Genomic DNA, 20,920 nt, shown 5'->3' with positions numbered 1-20,920 from the left:
TTAAGACTTTAAAAGGTTTTTTATTCTGCATTTTCTAAAATAATTTCTATAAAAAAACCCCGCCGAAGCGAGGTTTTAAATGTTCATTTTTACTCAAAAAATTAGAGTAATAAACTACGAATATCGGCAAGAAGTTTAGTCAACTTGTTGCTAAAGCGTGCAGCATCCGCACCGTTAATGACACGGTGGTCATAAGACAACGACAACGGCAACATTAAGCGTGGCTCAAAGTCTTTACCATTCCATACTGGCTGCATCGTTGCTGGAGAAATACCCAAGATTGCCACTTGAGGCCAGTTCACCAATGGTGTAAATGCCGTACCGCCAATTGCACCCAAGCTTGAAATCGTGAAGTTTGCACCTTGCAAGTCTTTCGGTGACAATTTCTTATCACGCGCTTTTTGACCCATCACACCTAACTCAACCGCAATTTGCTTAATGGTTTTTTGGTCTGGGTTACGTAATACAGGAACCGTCAAGCCATCTGGTGTTGCAACCGCAATACCCATATGGATTTCGTTACGGAGCAAGACTAATTTACCATCATCTGACAAGTGACCTGCAAACTCACGCTCTTCTTTAAGCAAGTGTGCAACGGCCTTGATGATGAATGCCATAATGGTCAGGCTAATGCCCTCTTTCTTAAAGTTGCCTTTAAGATCATTACGCCACGCTTCAAGCTCAGTAATATCCGCAAGGTCAAACTGAGTCACTTGTGGAATAAAGTTATTCAATGACAATTGTGGAATTGAAACTTGCTGCAAGCGAGTCAAGACTTTCTCTTCAACACCACCAAATGCACTGAAGTCTGGTAATGATGGCAAGCCAGATGCAACTGGTGCTGCAGCCGCTTTAGGTGCCTCAACAGGTGTTGTTAAACGCTGTTTTACATAAGCGTAAACATCGTCTTTCATGACACGACCATGCTCACCAGAAGTTTTCACTTGTGCCAAGATCACACCAAGCTCACGTGCTAACTTACGAACTGCTGGTCCTGCATACACTTTCGCATTTGCATCTTGCTGTTCTTTAGTCAGCTTATCTGCACCATGAGTTTCAACTGCTGGAGCTTCAACTTTGGCTGCTGGTGCTGCAACTGGTGCAGGAGCTGCTTTCGCTGTAGCAGGAGCTGCTGCAACTGGTGATGCTTGGCCTTCAACTGCAATCGTTGCAAGCAAGATCCCTTGTGACACGTTTTGTCCAGACTGTAGGTGAATGGCTTTCACCACACCCGCAACAGTACTTGGTACTTCAACAGTTGCTTTGTCAGACTCAACCACCACCAAGCTTTGGTCAACTTCAACTTTGTCACCGACCTGAACCAAGATTTCAGCCACGACTGCTTTATCTACACCCAGATCAGGCACTTGAATTTCAATATCACCCGCTGGTTGTGCTGCTGGTGCAGGCGCAGCCGCTTGAGCGACTGGCGCAGCAGGAGCTTGCGTTTCAACAACTTGAGCTACAGGTACTGGTGCAGCAGCAGAGGTTGTTTTAACTTTAATTAAAACCACACCTTCTTTAACGCTGTCACCCTCTTTAATTTCAACGCTTTCCACTGTACCTGCAACAGTGCTTGGCACTTCTACTGTCGCTTTGTCAGACTCAACCACAACAATGCTGTCATTCTCTTCGATGCTGTCGCCAACTTTGACAAGAATTTCGCCAACCAGTGCTTTCTCTACACCAATGTCAGGAACTTGAACTTCAACCACTTGGCTGCTGGTTGCAACTGCTGGTTGAGGTGCTGCTTGTACTGCTGCGACTGGAGCAACGGTTTCTACGACTGGCGCAGGCTTTGCAACTTCTTCTGCTTTTGCAGCAGGTGCTGCACCCGCTGCTTCAAGTTCAATAAGCACTGTACCTTCAGCAACGCTATCGCCTTCTTTGATCAAAATGCTTTTGACCACACCTGCTGAAGTGCTAGGCACTTCAACAGAGGCTTTATCGGATTCAAGCAAAACCAAGCTGTCATTTTCAGCAATACTGTCACCAACCTTCACCAAGATTTCAGCAACAGTTGCTTTATCTACACCAATATCAGGAGTCGTAATTTGCATGATTAGTTCTCCTCTTTATAGTCTGCAACAGCATGTAGTTCAGGTGTTGCTTGTGGTGCCCATGCAACTGGACGGTCTGTATCCAACTCAAAGTTAGAAATTGCATCTTTGACTAAACGTGCGTCAACTTCACCTTCGTCTGCCAACTTTTTCAAAGTTGCAACCACGATATGCGCTGCATCTACACCGAAGTAGCTACGTAGGTTGGCACGTGTATCTGAACGACCAAAACCGTCTGTACCCAACGCAACAAATGGACGACCATCTGGAAGATAAGCACGGATTTGTTCGCTATAAGCACGCATGTGATCTGTTGCAGAAACCACAATACCTTGCGTGCCGCGTAATTGCTGAGATACCCAAGATTCTTTCACATCTTCAGCAACTGGATGTAGGCGGTTGTATTCTTCACATGCCATACCATCACGTGCCAATTCGTTGAAGCTTGTCACACTCCACACGTTTGAATGGATTTGATATTCATCACGTAAGATTTTCGCAGCTTTAATCACTTCACGAAGGATGACACCAGAACCCATCAACTGAACTGTTGCTTTTTCATCTTGTTCGAACAAGTACATACCACGTTTGATGCCTTCCTCAGCGCCATCTGGCATTTCAGGATGCTCGTAGTTCTCATTCATTACAGTTAAGTAATAGAACACACGTTCTTGGTTAACATACATACGTTGTAAACCATCGTGTACGATCACAGCCAATTCATAGCCGAAGCATGGGTCATAAGACACGCAGTTTGGAATGGTATTTGCCAAGATATGAGAGTGACCATCTTGGTGCTGTAAGCCTTCACCGTTGAGTGTCGTACGACCTGCAGTTGCACCTAACAAGAAGCCTTGTGCTTGCGCATCGCCTGCTGCCCATGCAATGTCACCAATACGCTGGAAACCAAACATTGAGTAGTACATGTACATTGGAATCATTGGCAAGTTATTGGTTGAATAACTAGTCGCCAACGCTGCCCATGCACTCATTGCACCGGCTTCGTTAATCCCTTCTTGAAGCATGTGACCGTCTTTTGCTTCACGGTAATGCATCAATTGTTCTTGGTCTTCTGGGGTATATTTTTGACCGTGAGCGGCATAAATACCGAGCTGACGGAACATCCCTTCTAGACCAAACGTACGTGCTTCATCTGGAACGATTGGAACAACACGGTCTTTAATTGCTTTTTCTTTCAATAATGCAGCAATTAAGCGAACCATCACCATCGTTGTTGATTGTTCTTTACCACCAGAACCACTCAATACTGAGTCAAATACAGACAATGCAGGAATCGCTAGAGATTCACTTTCACGACGACGAGCAGGTAGGTAACCACCTAAAGACTCACGACGTGCTTTCATGTATTTCATCTCTGGTGAGTTTTCACTAGGACGATAGAATGGAAGCTCTTCGAGTTGTTCATCGGTAAATGGTAAGTTGAAACGGTTACGTACATATTTCAACGATTCAATCTGCATTTTCTTGATTTGGTGCGTTTTATTGACCGCTTCAATTTCTTCAGACAGACCATAACCTTTAACAGTTTTTGCCAAGATTACAGTCGGTTGACCTTTGGCTTTGGTTGCTTCTGCATATGCAGCAAAAACTTTGTATGGGTCATGACCACCACGATTTAGGTTATCAATATCTTCATCGCTTAAGTTTTTAACCAAGGCTTCAGCTTCTGGATATTTACCAAAGAAGTGCGCACGGGTATATGCACCGCCTTTTACTTGGTAGCGTTGAAAATCACCATCAACTGCTTCTTCCATCACGGCTTTTAAAGCGCCTGATTCATCTTTGTCGAGTAGTGGATCCCAATGACGCCCCCAAACCACTTTAATGACACGCCAGCCTGCACCACGGAACAGTGATTCAAGTTCTTGGATAATTTTACCGTTACCACGTACAGGACCATCAAGACGCTGTAAGTTACAGTTTACAACCCAAATCAGGTTATCTAACTTTTCACGACCTGCAAGTGAAATTGCACCCAAGCTCTCTGGCTCGTCCATTTCACCATCACCGAGGTATGCCCAGACTTTACGGTCTTCTTCTTTAATCAAACCACGGTTCATCAAGTATTTTTGAATATGCGCTTGGTAAATCGACATGATTGGACCAAGACCCATTGAAACCGTTGGGAACTGCCAGTAATCAGGCATTAAATATGGATGTGGATAAGATGGCAGACCAATACCTGCAACTTCACGACGGAAGTTGTTCAAATGCTCTTCAGTCAAACGACCTTCCAAGAATGAACGTGCATAGATCCCTGGGGCACAGTGACCTTGATAATAGATCATGTCGCCGCCGAAGCTGTCGCTATTGGCACGGAAGAAGTGGTTAAAGCCAACATCGTATAAAGTTGCTGAAGATGCGAAACTTGCTAAGTGACCACCTAAATCATCGCCTGTTTTATTGGCACGTAATACCATCGCCAATGCATTCCAACGAATCAAAGCACGGATACGACGCTCCATGTCTTGGTCACCTGGCATTGCAGGTTGTTCTTCTACAGAAATGGTATTGAGGTATGGGGTATTTAGGCGCTGAATAGGAACATGTTTAGCAATTGCGCGTTGATAAAGTTTTTCTAATAAGAACGCTGCTCGCTCTGTTCCCATATGTTGTAACACTGAATCAAAAGCATCTTCCCATTCTAGGGTTTCCTGCGCGTCAGAATCACCATAATACGCCATGTTTCACCTTTCCTTAATCATTTTAGACAACTCGCTAGTTTTACCATGTTTTAGTTGAAAAAGTTATGGCTACTTTTAAATACAAATGGATACCAATATTTAGAAAATAAATAATCGTTATCCTAAAAATGTTTATTGACAAAAAAATCGCCAACAAGTGGCGATTTTCATAAAAAAGCAAAATATCAAGAGCGGTTTTAGAGGTTTTTACTCATGATATGTCACTTTACAATTTTAAATACCTAAAATTACGGCAGCATTGCAAGATAGGTACTTGGATTCTTACGTTGACCGTCTTGTACAATTTCATAATGCAAATGGGCACCGGTACAACGACCTGTACAACCCACTTTTGCAATTTCTTCGCCTGCTTGTACATGCTCACCCACACTGACCAATAGACGAGATGCATGCGCATAACGGGTGATATAACCATTACCGTGGTTAATTTCAATCATTTGACCATAACCATTTACCCAACCAGAACGTGTTACTACACCAGAACCAGAAGCATAAATTGGTGTACCACTTGGTGCAGCAAGATCCACCCCAGGATGGTATTCAGACTTTCCACCAAAAACACGTGTTCCATATTGTGAGCTTACACGCACCATACCAGGCAAAGGATTGGCTTTTAACCAAGACATGACACCCGAGCTTGAACCTGTATTTGAAACACTTAGATTAGAGGTTCCGTACTTTTTAGCGATCGAAGCATTATTAAATTCAACTGATTTATGACCACGAAGGGTTACATTAACTTGAGGAGCATCTTCACCTTCATCCACATCATTTGCTTCTGTAGAGTAAGAACCATGTGAAAGTGTACGACTCAACTCTCCAAGACGGTCTGTTGAATTTGCTGCATTTGATGATGTATCAATTAAATCCGCAAATGCCAGTGGCGTCGAAACCACTAAAGATAATGCCAATAAAATACGTCGCATAAAAACCTCTAAAAATTGCTTAACTGAAGCATTACGAAAACAGCCTTTGACTTCTTGTTTAGACTCAAGCAACCTTTTAAGATGAATACATTGCAAAGCATAGGACTCTGCCATGTCACAGCCTAAAAATTTATTTAAATCTAACCAACCCCAAACAAAGGCAGCAAATATTCAACAACTCACCAAACAAGTCCAATATTGGCAAATGCTGACTAAAATCATTCAACCGCTTTTACCACAACCAGAACAATGGCAAGTGGTATGCTATCAACATGGTGTTTTAACGATCACAGGTGAAAATCAAGCGATGATTAGCCAACTGGGATACCTACAGAAACAATATGTTGCTCAACTTTCCCAACGAGAAGAATTAAAAGATTTACAAAAAATTCAAGTTCGTCTTCGTACGAAAAATATTCAAAAAAAATCTATAAACAAAGATCACCCTGTTTCTGCAGAAACACAACAAATGTTACAAAGCGCAGCACAGTTTGTGAACGACCCTAAGCTTAGCCAAGCTATACGCAATTTAGCAAGCGTTATAAAGTAACAATGTAATTTTTATGCTTTATTTTAATATATTTGATTAAATAATATACAATTTAATTTTTGGTAAAAAGTCAGTCGGCGCTTGAAAATTTAACGGTTTAGCTCACATTTACATAAGGGATAGGACAATCCGAGATGTCATTAAATGTTACAATTTCATAATTACTCGGGTCACTTTTTACCTGATGTAATAATTGATTGTTGAGTGCATGCCCAGACTTATAAGCATCAAATTTCGCAATAATCTGATGACCGAGTAAATACAGATCACCCACTGCATCTAGAATTTTATGACGCACAAATTCATCGTCATAACGCAAGCCTTCCTCATTCACAACACCTGTATCATCAACACCAATCGCATTCTCAAGACTTGCACCTAGTGCAAGGTTATTGGCCTTAAGATAATCAAGATCTTTCATAAAACCAAACGTTCGTGCATCACTCACTTCATACACAAAAGTTTCTGTTGAAAAATCAATGGTGGCTGACTGGTATTCTTTCGCAAAGGCAGGATGGTCAAAATCAATGGTAAAGTTGAGCTGAAAACCATGATGTGGTGTAAATGCAGCACGTTTATCGGCAATCGTAGCTTCAACTGGTTTTAAAATTTTAATGAACTTCTTTGGTGCATCCTGTTCAACAAGCCCACCTTGCATGAGCAAGTAAATAAATGGCCCTGCACTTCCGTCCATAATTGGGACTTCTGAAGCAGACACCTCAACAATTAAGTTATCAATCCCTAAAGCAGCAATTGCACTCATAACATGTTCGATGGTGCCAACCTTAATGTCTTCTTGAACCAAATTCGAACACATAAAAGCTTCTTGAATCAGCATCGCATCTGCAGGAAGATCAACAGGCGGATTAAGATCAATTCGACGAAACACAATACCCGAGTCAACCGTATGCGGCACAAAGTTAATCATGACTTTTTGCCCACTGTGTAAACCAATGCCGCTGGCCTTGACAACACGCTTGAGGGTACGCTGTTTCAACATCTGTTATTGTCTTCTACCTTTACAAACTGCTCAAGATTAGCATAATTAATCATTGATAAAAAACAAAAAAGGTAGGCGAATTGCCTACCTTTTTTTCTTTTAAGTAGATTGGATATTCCAATCATCACTTACCTTGTTGTTTTTTCAAGTAATCTTGAATACTCATCGGGTTTGGACGTGAGCTATTACTTGACGCAGCAACTGGACGTGCAGGTGCACCTCCTGCCTGATATTGGCGTTGAATTGCAGGAATATCATCATCCTCAGCAATTTGCTGTGGCTGTTGCTGCATAGCGGCAGCAGCTTGAGCCGCTGCAGCTTTGGCACGTGCTGCTTCCAGATTGTTTGAGTTACGTGTAAGACCTGTTGCAATGACTGTTACGCGAATTTCATCACGTGCATCAGGATCAAAAACTGTACCAAAGAAGACTTCACCTTCATCTAAATCAACAATTTGGTTCACAACATCAGTAATAATTTGCGTTTCACGCAAGGTGACATCATTACCACCTGTGATGTTAATTAACACACCTTTGGCATTCATGATGTTCACATTATCAAGCAATGGGCTACGAATTGCCAAACGTGCAGCTTCTTCCGCACGGTCTGGACCAGAGCTTTTACCCTCACCCATCATGGCATAACCACGAGTACTCATCGCTGTTTTCAAGTCAGCAAAGTCAAGGTTAATATGACCTGGACGTACCACCAAATCAAAAATACTCCGCACAGCATTTAACAAAACGTCATCTGCTTTACGATAAGCATCCTGCATAGAAATGTCACCATAGACATTCAACAGGCGTTCATTTGGAATAATAATCAGTGAGTCAACAAATTGCTCAAGTGCTTCAATGCCTTTTTCTGCAGACTTTTGACGGCGACGACCTTCAAAATTAAATGGTGTAGTCACCACACCTACAGTTAATATACCCATTTCTTTAGCAATTTCCGCCACAACAGGCGCTGCACCAGTACCTGTTCCACCGCCCATACCTGCGGTAACAAATACCATGTCTGCACCTTCAAGATGCTGACGGATCAACTCACGGCTTTCTTCTGCCGCAATCTGACCAACTTCAGGATTAGCACCAGCACCCAAGCCACGAGTACTTTGTTCACCAAGCTGAATTTTGAATGGTGCGTTCATGCGGTCTAAGGCTTGTTTGTCTGTATTGGCACAAACAAACTTTACACCTTTAATGTCAGACTGCACCATGTGCTGAACGGCATTACCACCGCCACCACCTACACCAAATACAGTGAAACGGGCTTGACCGTTACCATCAGTTTGTTCGTCGTCTAAAAATTCAAATGAGGCCATGACCTTGAGTGTTCCTAATGCTTATTGGCAGCCACTTGAGCCCGTATACTGCCTTGAACGTCTATATAAAATACAATTTTTTTAGGATGCTGTGCTAAAGCCATCTTTGTCAAGTATAGAACTTTTTGCTTACAACTTCCCAACAATATCCATCAACGAAACGAACTTAGAAAATAGATTTTAGTTTATTGTTTAATGAATTCCATCCATTTCTTAAACGATTCATCATTGTTTTATCTCCGTGTTCATCTGCAACCTCGATTGCATCGGATGTTTCGCTCTGACTATACATCAATAAACCTGCAGCCGTAATATATTGTGAGCGACGTAATGCGGCTAAATATGCATCATCTGCATTGACCTGTAAAGGTGGATTGCCTAAATGTGCCGAAACACCAAAAATTTTACGAGACAAACTTACCATGCCCTCAATCTGACAAGCATCACCAGTTAACACCACGCCATGATATAGACCATGAATTGCACCTGTATCTTCAAGATCTTGATGAATCATGTTTAAAATCTGCTCGTAGCGTGCAATGATGATTTCGCTCAGTTCAATACGGCTAATCGTTTGTGGCCCTTCAATACCTTGCACCTGAAGCATATGATCGGGTTTGACCACATTCATATCAACACAACCATGCAGAATCTTGATCCGTTCTGCTTCTTCAGTAGTCGTTTGCAGTACCGCAGCAATATCTCGGGTGACATGTTCACCACCAACGGTATATGTTCTGGTCAGTGCTAAGCGCCCATCCAGATACACTGCCAAATTGGTTGTTCCTGCACCAATATCAAGTAAACAAACACCATAATCTTTTTCATCCTGCAACAAACTTGCTTCGGCTGTTGCCAAGGATGAAATGACCATACGCTCAACCCCAATATTGGCACCTTTCATGGCACGATCAAGGTTTTGCATGGTGCTGATCGGTAGCATCATCAATTGATAATGCCCCGTCATGCTATGTGCGGACATATTAATCGGATTGATAACCCACTGCTGTGAATCATCAAGCTCAAAACCTAAAGGGACAGCACTCGCAAGATAATGGTCTGGCGTAATATGGCTGGCTTTTGCCAACTCTAAGGCACGCACAACTTCGTTGGTAGTAATGGTGTGGTCAGGGTTGGCTATTGGTGTACGTCCAGCTGCATAAAAGCTTTTTAAATCAGTACTCGGAATCGAAATCCATGCGGAATGCACACGACATTCGGCCATGTTCTCAGCTTCAGACACTGCGTTTTTAATTGCAGAAATAACCTTATCTAGACTAACAATTTTGCCTTTATTCATGCCGCGATTGCGTGCAGTTGCCATACCAACAACCTGAATGTTGTCAGGAGCATGGACTTTACCAATCAAGACTGAAACTTTGTGCGTCCCGATGTCTATTGCTACAACTGAGGGAACCGCTTCACTCATTACCTACTACCATTGATTTATGATTAATTTTTGGTATAGCGCCATCAGTAATTAATGCACTTGAGCCGTATTTGGCTCACTTGCAGAAATACTGGTGACATTATTACTCACTACAAATTGTCCATGCGAAACAGGCGCAGCACCTTTCCACTGAATTGCCAGACCATTTCGGTAACGCAAATCTACAGTGGCAATTTGAGACCAAATTGGTTTTAAGTCTGTACCTGCCAGCGTACTTAAACGCTGTAGTTTACTCATGGTTTGATCTTGATCTACGATAATGCGTAAACCCGAATCAAACTGCATAAACCACGTCATACGTTCTGTTAAATACAACTCTTTTAAATGAATATTAAAAGGTTGAAATAATTGATTTATTTCATTATAGCGCCGCATCATTAGCTGAGACTGGCTTGTTGGCCCATGCAACAGTGGCAAATCGTTATGTGGCTGCGGCACCGCTTCACTATATACATCACCACTATCACTCAGTAAACGACCTGTTCCCCAGCGGGCAATTGCATGTCGTGGAAAAACACGTACACGAATTGCATTTGGCCAAGCACGAGAAACAACGACTCGATCCACCCACGAAATATCTAAAGTCCGATCGCGAATTTTTTCCAGATCTGAAGTAAAGTAATTATCTCGCATGATCGGCTGAACATAAGATGTGACCTGTTGAGCTTCTATCGCAGAGTCATTTCCAACGACTTGAAGGTCTGCAACACGCGCATCTGTAATAATCTTATATAACCCATAAAGTCCGGCAATAAAAACAGTTGTTGCAATTATTAACAATATCCAACCACCTACGTTCGCCATTTGCTCAGCGCGTGTAGGTGGCTTTTCGTGAATAGAGGTGACTGCTGCGCGTGGTTTACGACGCATTGAAGCTGGTAGTTGCGCCATAAATTAGTGAGCCACATCCGTGAGCGTTTGTTCTAGGATCGAAAGACACAAGCTGTCAAAGTCATACCCAACCGCTTTTGCAGCCTTAGGGACAAGAGAATGACTGGTCATGCCTGGAACTGTATTGACTTCAAGCAACCAGAAATTATTGCTTTCATCTTGCATGGCATCAATGCGCCCCCAGCCACTTGCACCTACTGCTTGGAAAGCACGCAGGCACAGCGCTTGTAAACGCTGCTCATCTGACTCACTCAAACCACAAGGAATACCATACTGCACATCATTGCGCTGATATTTTGCTTCATAATCATAAAAAGCAACATCTGCAGGTGGCTGCAAACGAATCACAGGTAATGGCTGTCCATTTAGAAATGAAATCGTAAACTCGCGCCCCGTAATCCATTTTTCAGCCATAACCACAGCATCATGCTGAGTTGCTTTCGCAATTGCAGCAGCAAGGTCTTCAGCTTTTTCGACTTTACTCATGCCAACGCTAGAGCCTTCATGCACAGGCTTGATGATTAAAGGTAAACCTAAACTTGCAACGACTTCATTTAAATCAGTCTCTTTGCTAATGATGCGATATGGTGCCGTTGGCAAATCCGAACCCTGCCAAACTTGCTTGGTTTTAACTTTATCCATACCAATGGCAGAGCCTTGTACGCCCGTACCTGTATATGGAATATTCAGCCATTCAAGAACACCCTGAATCTGACCATCTTCACCACCACGACCATGTAACACAATAAATGCGCGGTCATAGCCAACCAGTTCAGTCACGCTACGCTCTTGTGGATCAAATGCTTCTGCATTGACACCTGAACGCAACAATGCCTCAAGAACTGCTCGACCACTATCTAAGGAAACTTCACGCTCTGCTGAACGTCCACCCAATAACACTGCAACCTTGCCGAATTTTGAAGCATCTGACACGTTTTTTATCCTTGAATCTAAGCAAATCACCCAAACGGGATTATTTTATAAATAAGCGTTTTTGCGCTAACTCAACCGAAATTGCACCCACGTTACCCGCACCTTGTGTTAATAACAAGTCATTTGGTTGTAACACTTTTTGAATGACATTTTCGAGGCTACCTTCGACTGGATCAATCAAGATCGGTTCAACTTCACCACGTAAGCGAATACTGCGTGCGAGTGAGCGACTATCTGCACCCACAATCGGTTTTTCGCCTGCTGGGTAAACTTCAAGTAACAGTAATTGATCGACTTGCGATAAAACATCGACAAAATCATCAAAACAATCGCGTGTACGGCTAAAGCGGTGCGGTTGGAACAGCATCACCAAACGGCGATCTGGATGACTTTGGCGTGCGGCTTTAATGGTGGCTTCAACTTCTTTGGGATGGTGACCATAGTCATCCACCAGTTTTACATTACCATCGCCCAGCGCATACTCGCCTTGGACTTGGAAACGACGACCAACACCGCTAAAGCCTTCCAAGGCACGACAAATTGCCGCATCAGAAACACCTTCATCGGTCGCAACACCAATCGCAGCCAAAGCATTTAAAATGTTATGTAGACCAGGCTGATTGATGGTCACGCGTAACGGCTCGCGGTTTTTACGCAAAACGGTAAAGTGTGAACGCATACCGTCTTGTTCAACTTCAACTGCACGAATGTCGTTATCTTCTTTAAAACCATAGGTCAGCGTTGGACGGCCAAAACGCGGCATGATTTCACGGACATTGGCATCATCACCACACACCACAGCCAAACCATAGAATGGTAAACGGTGAATAAACTCAACAAAGGTGTCTTTTAACTTATCAAAACTACCTTCGTAAGTGTCCATGTGGTCAGCATCGACATTGGTAATAATCGCAGCCATTGGCTGTAAAAATAAGAATGACGCATCAGACTCATCGGCTTCCGCCACAATATAACGACTCGCACCTAGTGCAGCATTCACGCCTGTACGGTTGAGTAAACCACCAATCACATAAGTTGGATCAAGGTTTTCTTCTGCCAACATGGTGGTCAGTAAACTGGTGGTTGTGGTTTTACCATGTGTACCTGCAACCGCAATCCCGTGGCGATAGCGCATCAATTCACCTAGCATTTCTGCGCGGCGAACCACTGGGATACGCTGTTCCAATGCTGCTTTCACTTCAGGATTCTCATGATCGATTGCTGTCGATACCACGAGAACATTGGCACCCAGCACGTTTTCAGCTGCATGTCCGATATAAACCTGAATACCTTTCGCTTCGAGCTGTGCTGTCGTTTTTGAGGCTTTAATATCTGAACCAGAAACACAGTAACCTTGGTTTTTTAAGACTTCGGCAATACCGCACATCCCTGCCCCACCAATTCCCACAAAATGAATGTGTTTGATACGGCGCATTTCAGGCACTTTGATAAGTTTGTTGACTTGATCTACTGGGGTTGTCGATGACATACGATGCTCTAACTATAATGCTTGGATTAAGTCCACCACATGTTGGGTGGCTTCTGGTTGTGCGTGTTGACGGGCTTTAATCGCCATTTCAGACAAAAGCTGACGGTTCATCAGTGGCGTCAATAACTGTTGTAAGCTTTCAGAGGTCATGGTGCTTTGTGGACAGATTTTTGCCGCACCGACACCCTCAAGGAAACGTGCATTTGCGGTTTGATGATCATCGACTGCACTTGGCAATGGAATAAAGACGGCTGCCACGCCTGCGGTTGCCACTTCCGTAACGGTTAGAGCACCTGCTCGGCAGATAATCAGGTCAGCATCACTATATGCTTTTGCCATATCCTCAATAAATGGAACGACTTGAACTTTTAACTGTTCAGGTGCATTGGCATAACGGGTTTGGGTTTCAGCAAGCTGCTTTTGACCACACTGATGGGTAATATGCAACGGTACATTCAACTGTTTGAAAGCCTCAGGTAATTTTTCATTGAGTGCCTGCGCCCCCAATGAACCACCCACTACTAAAATATTCAGTGGTAACTGCTCTTGCTCACGGGTCTGATAACGCCACTTCGGGGTTAAGGTATCTGTAATTTCTTTACGGACAGGATTTCCCGTTGTGACCACTTTATCTGAAGCAGGAAAGGTATTTGGAAATGCCTGACAAATTTTACTCGCGACTCGTGACAACTGTATGTTGGTAAAACCTGCAACTGCATTTTGTTCATGAATCAGTACAGGAATACCCAATGCACGAGCAGCCAAACCACCTGGCCCTGCTACATAACCGCCAAAGCCCGCAACTACATCCACCTTCTGTTGTTTCATAAAACGCATTGCAGCCAGTGTTGCCCCCAAAATTTTAAAAGGAGCTACCAATTTGCGTAGCAATCCATTACCGCGAACACCCTGTATATCAATCTGATACATCGGAATGTTTTGGTCTTTCAATAAACGGTTTTCCATGCCTGCAGGCGTCGCCAACCATGACACCTGATGACCTTGTTCTTGTAATAGTTTTGCGACGGCTAATGCTGGGAAAACATGTCCACCCGTACCCGCAGCCATCATCATAATGTGTTTAGATTTTTGTGATTGAGAATTGGTCACTGTCAAATACTTCGGCTGTGCAAGTTACATAAATTTCTAGGCTTATTTTAATCATAAAGTCATATTGGCGTGAATGATTTTCACGTCATTTAAACAAATATTGATTAATTAAAGTGATGCTGATCTTGTTCTACAACATTAGTTGTCGAATCATCACACAAGTTATTTTTTTCGAACCACTACAGGGTCTGTTGCAGATTTTTTCCCAATATCACGCCAAGGGCTTTTTTGCTGGAATTTTTCCTCTAAATAGTCGAGCCCCCACCAGTATAAAGGAATCAACCGATGCTTAATCACGGGTAAAGCCACTGGGTCAAAACCCGTCCAAGGGAGGAATGGATTACGGCGTGCATAGGCCCAAAGCTCAATGCGCGTTGATGGGTGAATACTCTGACCTCGTGCGTGAAAGCCATAGGTATCCGCAACCACCAAAGTATTGGCTTTCACAGCAAAGGCTTTCGGCTCAGCATATCCTAAACCTGTCAGTTCATCTTGCTGAACCCGAAAGGAACCTCGACGCGTCATTGCCTCAGTCTTTGCATGAATGCTAAGAGATTTTTGATACTCCCACGCAAGACGCTGTTCAGTCACGCGATGTGAACCTGGCACATATACAAAAGGACCTTCATCCTCTGCAACATCTTCTAAAAATAGCCAAGCCTTAACACTCGGATGAAAAGTATCACTATGCAAGTTGGTCTGAGGATCAGGACGTGCATCACGAACATGGGAAAAAATCATCTGTAAATAATAGACAGGTTGGACTTTAAAGCTACCCACATAGTTCAATAAATTTTGCCAGTTTGAACTTGCCAATAATTGAGTAGTCACAGGTAATTGTTTTAAAGCCTGTTGATCGAGTGCCATACGGCGCGTCACCGTATCACCTTGCAAGGTTTCTCGTGTTTGTAATGGTGTTGCCAATAACTCAGCTTTTAACGCCTGAAACTGGGCATCATCTAAAAAATTTTCTTTGAGAATAAAGCCATTTTGCTCAAACTGTGCAACATCTTCAGTCTCAAGATGAACTGCCAATTTTTCACGGCGTTTTGTAGCCATTTCGGCTGCTTTTTTGACTCGATAACGGTGTAGGCCAAGTTCATTGAATACAGGATTGCCAAGCAGACTATTTTTTTCAAAAGATTTGGCAGATGTAAATAATGTCATGCTATCAAACAAGGTTTGTTTTGGATGCTGTTGCAGTAACTGCTTAAATTCATTGAGCGCACGTTGTGTACGCTCTTGTTGTAAGAATTTTTTAATTTTTTTCATGGATAAAGTTAGGCAATAAATTAACGGCCTTTTTCTAACACATCAAACAAGGTATCGGCAATCGATGTTCCAAACTGTGCATCAATTTCACGAATACAGGTTGGACTAGTCACATTGATCTCAGTGACATAATTACCAATCACATCTAAACCGACAAAGATCAGACCTTTTTCACGCAAGAATGGCCCTACCTTTTCAGCGATACGTTTGTCGTTCTCAGTTAATGGACGAGCTTGACCTAAGCCACCCGCAGCCAAGTTGCCACGGACTTCTCCATTTTGTGGAATACGTGCCAAGCAATATGGAATAGGTTCACCATTGACCATTAAAATACGTTTATCCCCTTCGACAATTTCAGGGATATAGCGCTGTGCCATAATCGGTTGCTGACCATTCTGAGTCAGAATTTCAAGCGTCGAACCAATATTGACGCCATCTTGGAATAAACGAAAAATTCCCATTCCACCCATACCATCAAGCGGTTTAACGATCACATCACCATGCTCAACAATAAATTCGCGCATCAAGCTTTCTTGTGATGTCACCAAAGTTGGCACTTGAAGCTCTGGAAACTGGGTTGCAAACAGTTTTTCATTACAATCACGGAGCGACTGTGGTTTGTTAATGATCCATGCACCTTCACGCTCTGCCTGTTCCAAAATATACGTGGTATAGACAAAGTTCATATCAAATGGCGGATCTTTACGCATCAAGATGACATCGTAATCTGCCAGTGATTGCTTCTGCTTTTCACCCAACTCGTAATAATGCTGATAATCTTCAAATACTTTCAGTGGTGAAATGAGACCAAATGCTTTTCCCTGATCGATATACAAATCTTGTTGTAAAGCATATCCCAATTCATGCCCACGACGACTCGCTGTCCAAAGCATGGCCATCGTGGAATCTTTTTTCAGATTGACATTTTCAATGGGATCCATCACAACCAGTACGCGCATGATTTTTTACTCTAACTATTTTCTAATGAGAAAAAGTATAACGGAGATTGTGACTGTCTTTTTCTGAATTTCAGTAAAGCGTGACGTATTCTTTACAACAAAATGATTGGAGATGTAATGCAACAGGCAATTATTGGGTTTCATCTGGATGAAGAACAGCACTGGGTTGCTGATTTGGCCTGTGGGCATACGCAACATGTCAGGCATACCCCACCTTGGCAAAACCGCCCTTGGGTCATGACTAAGCAAGGGCGTCAAGAAAAATTAGGGATGTATCTCAACTGTTTAAAATGCGATGAACCAGATTCTCTCAATAAAAAGTGAAATATTTAGATTTCCATCAACCTGCTCTGGAAAATTTAGCTGCTGCATTAAATATCTCTTGGCTTGGATACACGCCTGTATATAAATAAAATTGCTCTAAAGCTTGCAATGCAAAGACTTCGGAACCTTGAATGGTTGGTTTTCCTTGCGTTTGAGCCAACTGAATCAAAGGTGTATTTTCAGGCAATGCGACGATATCGAAAATCAGATTTGCCGCAGTAATCATCTGCTCTGAAAATGCCAGATCATCTGCAAATGCTGTGCCTGCCATACCCACAGGTGTCGCATTAATTAACAACTCAACGTCTGCATCTTCCAATTCTTTTTGCCAAGCATAGCCACTGCTTTGAGCCAGTTCAGGCCCTGAAGTTTCATTTTTGGCAACAATAATTCCATTTGAAAAACCTTTGCTTTTTAAAGCAAATGCTACCGCTTTTGCCATTCCACCACTTCCTTTTAATGCGAACTTGGTTGCAGGTGAAATGTCATATTTTTCAATAATTTTACTAATTGCGATAAAGTCAGTGTTATATGCTTTTAATACACCGTCTGTATTCACAATGGTATTGACTGATTGAATGGCTTTGGCAGACGCATCCATTTCATCAACCAAAGTAATCACAGCTTCTTTATAAGGCATTGAAATAGCACAACCACGAACAGGTAATCCACGTACTCCTGCGATGGCCTGCGCTAAATCTTGAGGAGCAAATGCTTTATATAAAAAATTTAAATCTAGCGCTTCATAAAGATAGTTATGAAATCGTGTTCCAAAGTTACTTGGCTTGCTCGCAAGCGACATACACAATGTTGTATCTTTATTAATTCGCATTGAACGTTCCTTTCATTTTTATAAGAAAAATTTATGAATTATACGTCAATCTTTTCATGCTTGAATTTCACTGAAATGCTTAGCCTGTATAGCGCTAAGTTAAATTTCAAACACCATGATTTGAAAAAAATTGAGATATAAAATTTTGAGGATAACACTCTTATCATTTACCCCAAATCTGACTAAATGATTCCGCGTAAAAAAGGGAGCACATGCTCCCTTTTTGAATTAGATACCGTATTTCTCACGGTACGCCTGCATATTCGCTAAAGCTTCTTTCTCGCCTTTCGCATCCAGATAATCCATCAAATCTTTCATCGTGATTAAGGCATGTACAGGAATCTCAAGTTCTTTTTGTACTTCCTGAATCGCAGACAATTCACCTTGACCACGTTCCTGACGGTCTAATGCCACCAACACGCCCGCAATGCTTGCACCCGCATTTTTCAAAATGGTGACGACTTCACGAATCGCAGTACCTGCAGTAATCACATCATCAATGATCCAGACTTTTTTGCCTTCTACTGCTGCACCGACTAAAACACCGCCTTCGCCATGATCTTTGGCTTCTTTACGGTTAAAACCCCAAGGTACACTTTTACCATGAACTTGCGACAATGCCACTGCTGTTGCCGCAACGAAAGGAATTCCTTTGTACGCAGGGCCAAAAATCACTTCAACATTGTCAGATTGAACCAATTGATCGGCATAGCCTTGCGCAAGCAATGACAATGCTTCACCATCATTTAACAAACCTGCATTAAAAAAATAAGGGCTAACACGACCCGATTTTAAAGTAAACTCACCAAACTTCAGCACACCTCGTGATAAAGCAAGGTCAATAAAAGCCTGTGGGTTAAATTGAGACGGCGTTGTCATGAGAGCTCCAAATTCAGATATTGAGGTAAGACTTGAGCATGATACCAAAGGATCACTATCCAAGTGAGGCAAAAATTCTACGTGTAGTCTCAATTAACGTAAATGGACTACGTTCTTCCGTGACCAAAGGTCTACTCGACTGGTTAGAACAGTCCGATGCCGATGTGGTCTGCATTCAGGAAAGTCGTATTACCCATGCCCAATGGACAGATAAATTTAGACCTGAAGGCTGGCATACGCATCTGTTTCCTGCTGAGCGTGCAGGCTATGCAGGTACGGCGATCTATAGCCGCCTGCCATTTATTTCGGTGAAAGATGGCTTAGGCTTTGAACTTGCAGACTCACAAGGGCGTTTTATTTGTGCCGAGTTCGATTTAGGCTTAGAGCAACCTGTACATATCGCTTCTCTGTACCTTCCTTCTGGCTCTTCAGGTGACGAAGCACAAGCCCGCAAAGATCACTTTTTAGATGAATATAAAAAAATCCTGAAACAATGGCGCGATGAAAATAAATCGATCATTGTGTGTGGGGATTACAACATTGTGCATAAGCGCATTGATATTAAAAACTGGTCAGGTAATCAAAAAGCATCTGGATGTCTACCGCATGAACGCGCTTGGCTTGATCATATTTATGATGAGCTAGGCTATGTCGATACCTTCCGTGTGGTTCGTCAGGAAGCTGAACTCTACTCGTGGTGGTCAAACCGAGGACAGGCACGTGCGAAAAACGTCGGTTGGCGCATTGACTACCAAGCTTGTTCACCTGACTGGAAAACCCGCACAATCAATGCATGGGTGTATAAAGATCAGTGGTTTAGTGATCATGCTCCAGTCATTATTGATTATCAGTTAAATTAAAATTGTGAACACATGTTCACAAAACTAGTAAAAAATGCTTACAGCGTTTGTCGCCAAGATAGCTTTTTTCTGACATCAGTTTGTAGCAATATAGTTGCACGGCACAGGGACATGTCAGGATGACAGCAAAAGGATAGGACGCCGTAGGATGAAAGTAAAAACAAACTAAATTATTTAGGTTGTTTTTCAAGGATGTGACATCGGACGTTGTAAATGAGACCCGCATAATCAGGATGATCTAATGCGGGTTTTCTCTATTTGGAAGACCCATTCTCCCTTTCAAGATAATCATAGCCGAACAAATATTTTTTAGTTAAGCTCATTCGTCATAACTATAGATGAGTGATGAATATGCTGAAAATCTACGGCATCAAAAATTGTAATTCCATGAAAAAAGCCTTTGACCTCCTGACCGAGTTAGGCTTGAGCTATGAATTCCATGATTATAAAAAACAAGGCATTGATGCAACAACAGTAAAGCATTGGCTTGACACCTGCGGGCAAGACCTGATTCTCAATAAAAAAGGCACTACTTGGCGTAAATTGAGTGAAGCTGAACAACAGCATGCTCTTGCCAGTGAAGATAATCTGATTGAAGCCTTAACCACGCATACCAGCCTCATTAAGCGCCCTGTGCTCGCGACAACTCAAGGCTTTATTGTAGGCTTTGACGAAGCTGCATATCGCAACTTAGCCTAAAAATAAAAAAGCCTAGAACAGTCTAGGCTTTGCTTTTATCACAACATATCTTTAGTGGACACGATTCCACGTCTGGTTACGCCCAAGTACAGAAAAACCGAGGTAACCTCGAATTTTCAACTGTTTCCCACCGTTAATTAATTCACCTTTTAAGCTATAAGTTTTGCCATTTTTGGGGTCTAGAATCGAACCATTATCATATTCATTGCCCCCCACATTTTTTAAGCCGCGAACAATCGTTAGACCACGCAGTGATTTATTTTTATAAGGGCCATCACATTTTGTACAGGCATTTTCCTCACCTGGGGTCAGTACTTTCTGAATATTCGCAGACAAGGTTCCATTTTTTTGCTCAGTAAAAACAACCAATGCTTTTGGTTTGTTGGTTGCATCATCAATGGTCTGCCAAACTGTACCATTGAGCTGATCTGCTGCATGTGCAGCAATTGCAGCACCAAATAAGCCCAAAACGAGTAACATTTTTTTCATTATTTTTTCCTAATCATCTGTGTTATTTCCGAGTTTCAGTATTCAAAATACACAGCCAATTTGCAATTTTTCAGTGTGACCGTTTAGTGTAGCCTTGTAACGATCCCCATACAGTTGACTTATATTGCATCTCTCCCACATAAAATA

General features: G+C 42.4%; 19 protein-coding genes. 4 read left to right on the top strand and 15 right to left on the bottom strand.

The genetic code is table 11. From position 1 onward, the window contains the following. Nucleotides 1–101 precede the first annotated feature (101 nt). From C1A47_RS10425 to C1A47_RS10415, 3 genes are all read right to left on the bottom strand, one after another. A complete protein-coding gene (locus C1A47_RS10425; RefSeq protein ID WP_111894979.1) occupies nt 102–2,060 on the bottom strand; it encodes a 2-oxo acid dehydrogenase subunit E2 in 1,959 nt (652 codons plus the stop codon). 2 nt (nt 2,061–2,062) lie between these two features. Then, nucleotides 2,063–4,765, bottom strand: coding sequence for a pyruvate dehydrogenase (acetyl-transferring), homodimeric type (gene aceE / locus C1A47_RS10420; protein WP_111894978.1), 2,703 nt, complete (start codon nt 4,763–4,765; stop codon nt 2,063–2,065). A gap of 248 nt (nt 4,766–5,013) precedes the next feature. After that, nucleotides 5,014–5,712, bottom strand: coding sequence for a M23 family metallopeptidase (locus C1A47_RS10415; protein ID WP_111895073.1), 699 nt, complete (start codon nt 5,710–5,712; stop codon nt 5,014–5,016). A 112-nt stretch (nt 5,713–5,824) separates the two neighbouring features. Here C1A47_RS10415 and C1A47_RS10410 point away from each other — a divergent pair, with 112 nt between their 5' ends. Beyond that, entirely contained in the window at nt 5,825–6,262 is a 438-nt protein-coding gene (locus tag C1A47_RS10410) for a DUF721 domain-containing protein (protein ID WP_111894977.1), read from the top strand. A gap of 97 nt (nt 6,263–6,359) precedes the next feature. Here the strand turns inward: C1A47_RS10410 and lpxC are convergent, their stop codons facing one another. The 9 genes from lpxC to gshB form a co-directional block, all read right to left on the bottom strand. Then, on the bottom strand, nt 6,360–7,262 hold the full coding sequence (gene lpxC / locus C1A47_RS10405) for a UDP-3-O-acyl-N-acetylglucosamine deacetylase (RefSeq protein ID WP_111894976.1): 903 nt from the start codon (nt 7,260–7,262) through the stop codon (nt 6,360–6,362). Nucleotides 7,263–7,386: 124 nt separating this feature from the next. Next, nucleotides 7,387–8,586 (bottom strand): cell division protein FtsZ, encoded by a 1,200-nt coding sequence (gene ftsZ, locus C1A47_RS10400; RefSeq protein ID WP_111894975.1) that lies wholly within the window; start codon nt 8,584–8,586, stop codon nt 7,387–7,389. 166 nt (nt 8,587–8,752) lie between these two features. Further along, on the bottom strand, nt 8,753–10,015 hold the full coding sequence (gene ftsA, locus C1A47_RS10395) for a cell division protein FtsA (protein ID WP_111894974.1): 1,263 nt from the start codon (nt 10,013–10,015) through the stop codon (nt 8,753–8,755). A 51-nt stretch (nt 10,016–10,066) separates the two neighbouring features. After that, nucleotides 10,067–10,927, bottom strand: a complete 861-nt coding sequence (locus tag C1A47_RS10390) for a cell division protein FtsQ/DivIB (RefSeq protein WP_111894973.1) — start codon at nt 10,925–10,927, stop codon at nt 10,067–10,069. Between the two features lie 3 nt (nt 10,928–10,930). Further along, on the bottom strand, nt 10,931–11,860 hold the full coding sequence (locus C1A47_RS10385) for a D-alanine--D-alanine ligase (protein ID WP_111894972.1): 930 nt from the start codon (nt 11,858–11,860) through the stop codon (nt 10,931–10,933). Between the two features lie 40 nt (nt 11,861–11,900). Then, nucleotides 11,901–13,349: a UDP-N-acetylmuramate--L-alanine ligase gene (murC, locus tag C1A47_RS10380; RefSeq protein WP_111894971.1), complete on the bottom strand. Its 1,449-nt coding sequence runs from the start codon at nt 13,347–13,349 to the stop codon at nt 11,901–11,903. Nucleotides 13,350–13,361: 12 nt separating this feature from the next. Further along, complete coding sequence (gene murG, locus C1A47_RS10375; RefSeq protein ID WP_111895072.1) at nt 13,362–14,459, bottom strand: undecaprenyldiphospho-muramoylpentapeptide beta-N-acetylglucosaminyltransferase; 1,098 nt, start codon at nt 14,457–14,459, stop codon at nt 13,362–13,364. 162 nt (nt 14,460–14,621) lie between these two features. After that, entirely contained in the window at nt 14,622–15,731 is a 1,110-nt protein-coding gene (locus C1A47_RS10370; protein WP_205669588.1) for a phytanoyl-CoA dioxygenase family protein, read from the bottom strand. Nucleotides 15,732–15,751: 20 nt separating this feature from the next. Continuing rightward, nucleotides 15,752–16,690, bottom strand: coding sequence for a glutathione synthase (gene gshB / locus C1A47_RS10365; RefSeq protein ID WP_111894970.1), 939 nt, complete (start codon nt 16,688–16,690; stop codon nt 15,752–15,754). A 117-nt stretch (nt 16,691–16,807) separates the two neighbouring features. On the opposite strand from gshB, the gene C1A47_RS10360 reads away from it, so the two are divergent. After that, the gene (locus C1A47_RS10360; RefSeq protein WP_111894969.1) at nt 16,808–17,014 is read left to right on the top strand and encodes a DUF3565 domain-containing protein; all 207 of its coding nucleotides are present in this window, start codon (nt 16,808–16,810) and stop codon (nt 17,012–17,014) included. Between the two features lie 16 nt (nt 17,015–17,030). Here C1A47_RS10360 and C1A47_RS10355 read toward each other — a convergent pair whose 3' ends face one another. Together C1A47_RS10355 and pyrE are read right to left on the bottom strand one after the other, a co-directional pair. Continuing rightward, a complete protein-coding gene (locus C1A47_RS10355; protein ID WP_111894968.1) occupies nt 17,031–17,846 on the bottom strand; it encodes a shikimate 5-dehydrogenase in 816 nt (271 codons plus the stop codon). A 228-nt stretch (nt 17,847–18,074) separates the two neighbouring features. Continuing rightward, on the bottom strand, nt 18,075–18,725 hold the full coding sequence (gene pyrE / locus C1A47_RS10350; RefSeq protein WP_111894967.1) for an orotate phosphoribosyltransferase: 651 nt from the start codon (nt 18,723–18,725) through the stop codon (nt 18,075–18,077). A 38-nt stretch (nt 18,726–18,763) separates the two neighbouring features. Here pyrE and C1A47_RS10345 point away from each other — a divergent pair, with 38 nt between their 5' ends. Continuing rightward, on the top strand, nt 18,764–19,585 hold the full coding sequence (locus C1A47_RS10345) for an exodeoxyribonuclease III (RefSeq protein ID WP_111894966.1): 822 nt from the start codon (nt 18,764–18,766) through the stop codon (nt 19,583–19,585). A gap of 351 nt (nt 19,586–19,936) precedes the next feature. Beyond that, nucleotides 19,937–20,284: a Spx/MgsR family RNA polymerase-binding regulatory protein gene (locus C1A47_RS10340; protein ID WP_111894965.1), complete on the top strand. Its 348-nt coding sequence runs from the start codon at nt 19,937–19,939 to the stop codon at nt 20,282–20,284. A 51-nt stretch (nt 20,285–20,335) separates the two neighbouring features. Here the strand turns inward: C1A47_RS10340 and C1A47_RS10335 are convergent, their stop codons facing one another. After that, nucleotides 20,336–20,773: a DUF2147 domain-containing protein gene (locus tag C1A47_RS10335; protein WP_111894964.1), complete on the bottom strand. Its 438-nt coding sequence runs from the start codon at nt 20,771–20,773 to the stop codon at nt 20,336–20,338. Between the last annotated feature and the right edge of the window lie 147 nt (nt 20,774–20,920).

The sequence above is a fragment of the Acinetobacter sp. MB5 genome, from assembly GCF_003261585.1.
In the GTDB taxonomy this organism is placed as follows: Bacteria; Pseudomonadota; Gammaproteobacteria; order Pseudomonadales; family Moraxellaceae; genus Acinetobacter.
Note: the sequence above shows the minus strand (reverse complement) of the source record. Positions and strands in the feature narration are given on the sequence as shown.

Excerpts from the sequence above, each read along its gene's own strand:
- C1A47_RS10340 (WP_111894965.1), top strand. The coding sequence starts at position 19,937 with ATGCTGAAAATCTACGGCATCAAAAATTGTAATTCCATGAAAAAAGCC.
- C1A47_RS10425 (WP_111894979.1), bottom strand. The coding sequence starts at position 2,060 with ATGCAAATTACGACTCCTGATATTGGTGTAGATAAAGCAACTGTTGCT.
- C1A47_RS10410 (WP_111894977.1), top strand. The coding sequence starts at position 5,825 with ATGTCACAGCCTAAAAATTTATTTAAATCTAACCAACCCCAAACAAAG.
- C1A47_RS10335 (WP_111894964.1), bottom strand. The coding sequence starts at position 20,773 with ATGAAAAAAATGTTACTCGTTTTGGGCTTATTTGGTGCTGCAATTGCT.
- C1A47_RS10390 (WP_111894973.1), bottom strand. The coding sequence starts at position 10,927 with ATGGCGCAACTACCAGCTTCAATGCGTCGTAAACCACGCGCAGCAGTC.
- ftsZ (WP_111894975.1), bottom strand. The coding sequence starts at position 8,586 with ATGGCCTCATTTGAATTTTTAGACGACGAACAAACTGATGGTAACGGT.
- murC (WP_111894971.1), bottom strand. The coding sequence starts at position 13,349 with ATGTCATCGACAACCCCAGTAGATCAAGTCAACAAACTTATCAAAGTG.
- C1A47_RS10355 (WP_111894968.1), bottom strand. The coding sequence starts at position 17,846 with ATGCGAATTAATAAAGATACAACATTGTGTATGTCGCTTGCGAGCAAG.
- pyrE (WP_111894967.1), bottom strand. The coding sequence starts at position 18,725 with ATGACAACGCCGTCTCAATTTAACCCACAGGCTTTTATTGACCTTGCT.
- aceE (WP_111894978.1), bottom strand. The coding sequence starts at position 4,765 with ATGGCGTATTATGGTGATTCTGACGCGCAGGAAACCCTAGAATGGGAA.
- C1A47_RS10370 (WP_205669588.1), bottom strand. The coding sequence starts at position 15,731 with ATGAAAAAAATTAAAAAATTCTTACAACAAGAGCGTACACAACGTGCG.
- C1A47_RS10415 (WP_111895073.1), bottom strand. The coding sequence starts at position 5,712 with ATGCGACGTATTTTATTGGCATTATCTTTAGTGGTTTCGACGCCACTG.
- C1A47_RS10360 (WP_111894969.1), top strand. The coding sequence starts at position 16,808 with ATGCAACAGGCAATTATTGGGTTTCATCTGGATGAAGAACAGCACTGG.
- ftsA (WP_111894974.1), bottom strand. The coding sequence starts at position 10,015 with ATGAGTGAAGCGGTTCCCTCAGTTGTAGCAATAGACATCGGGACGCAC.
- C1A47_RS10345 (WP_111894966.1), top strand. The coding sequence starts at position 18,764 with ATGATACCAAAGGATCACTATCCAAGTGAGGCAAAAATTCTACGTGTA.
- lpxC (WP_111894976.1), bottom strand. The coding sequence starts at position 7,262 with ATGTTGAAACAGCGTACCCTCAAGCGTGTTGTCAAGGCCAGCGGCATT.
- gshB (WP_111894970.1), bottom strand. The coding sequence starts at position 16,690 with ATGCGCGTACTGGTTGTGATGGATCCCATTGAAAATGTCAATCTGAAA.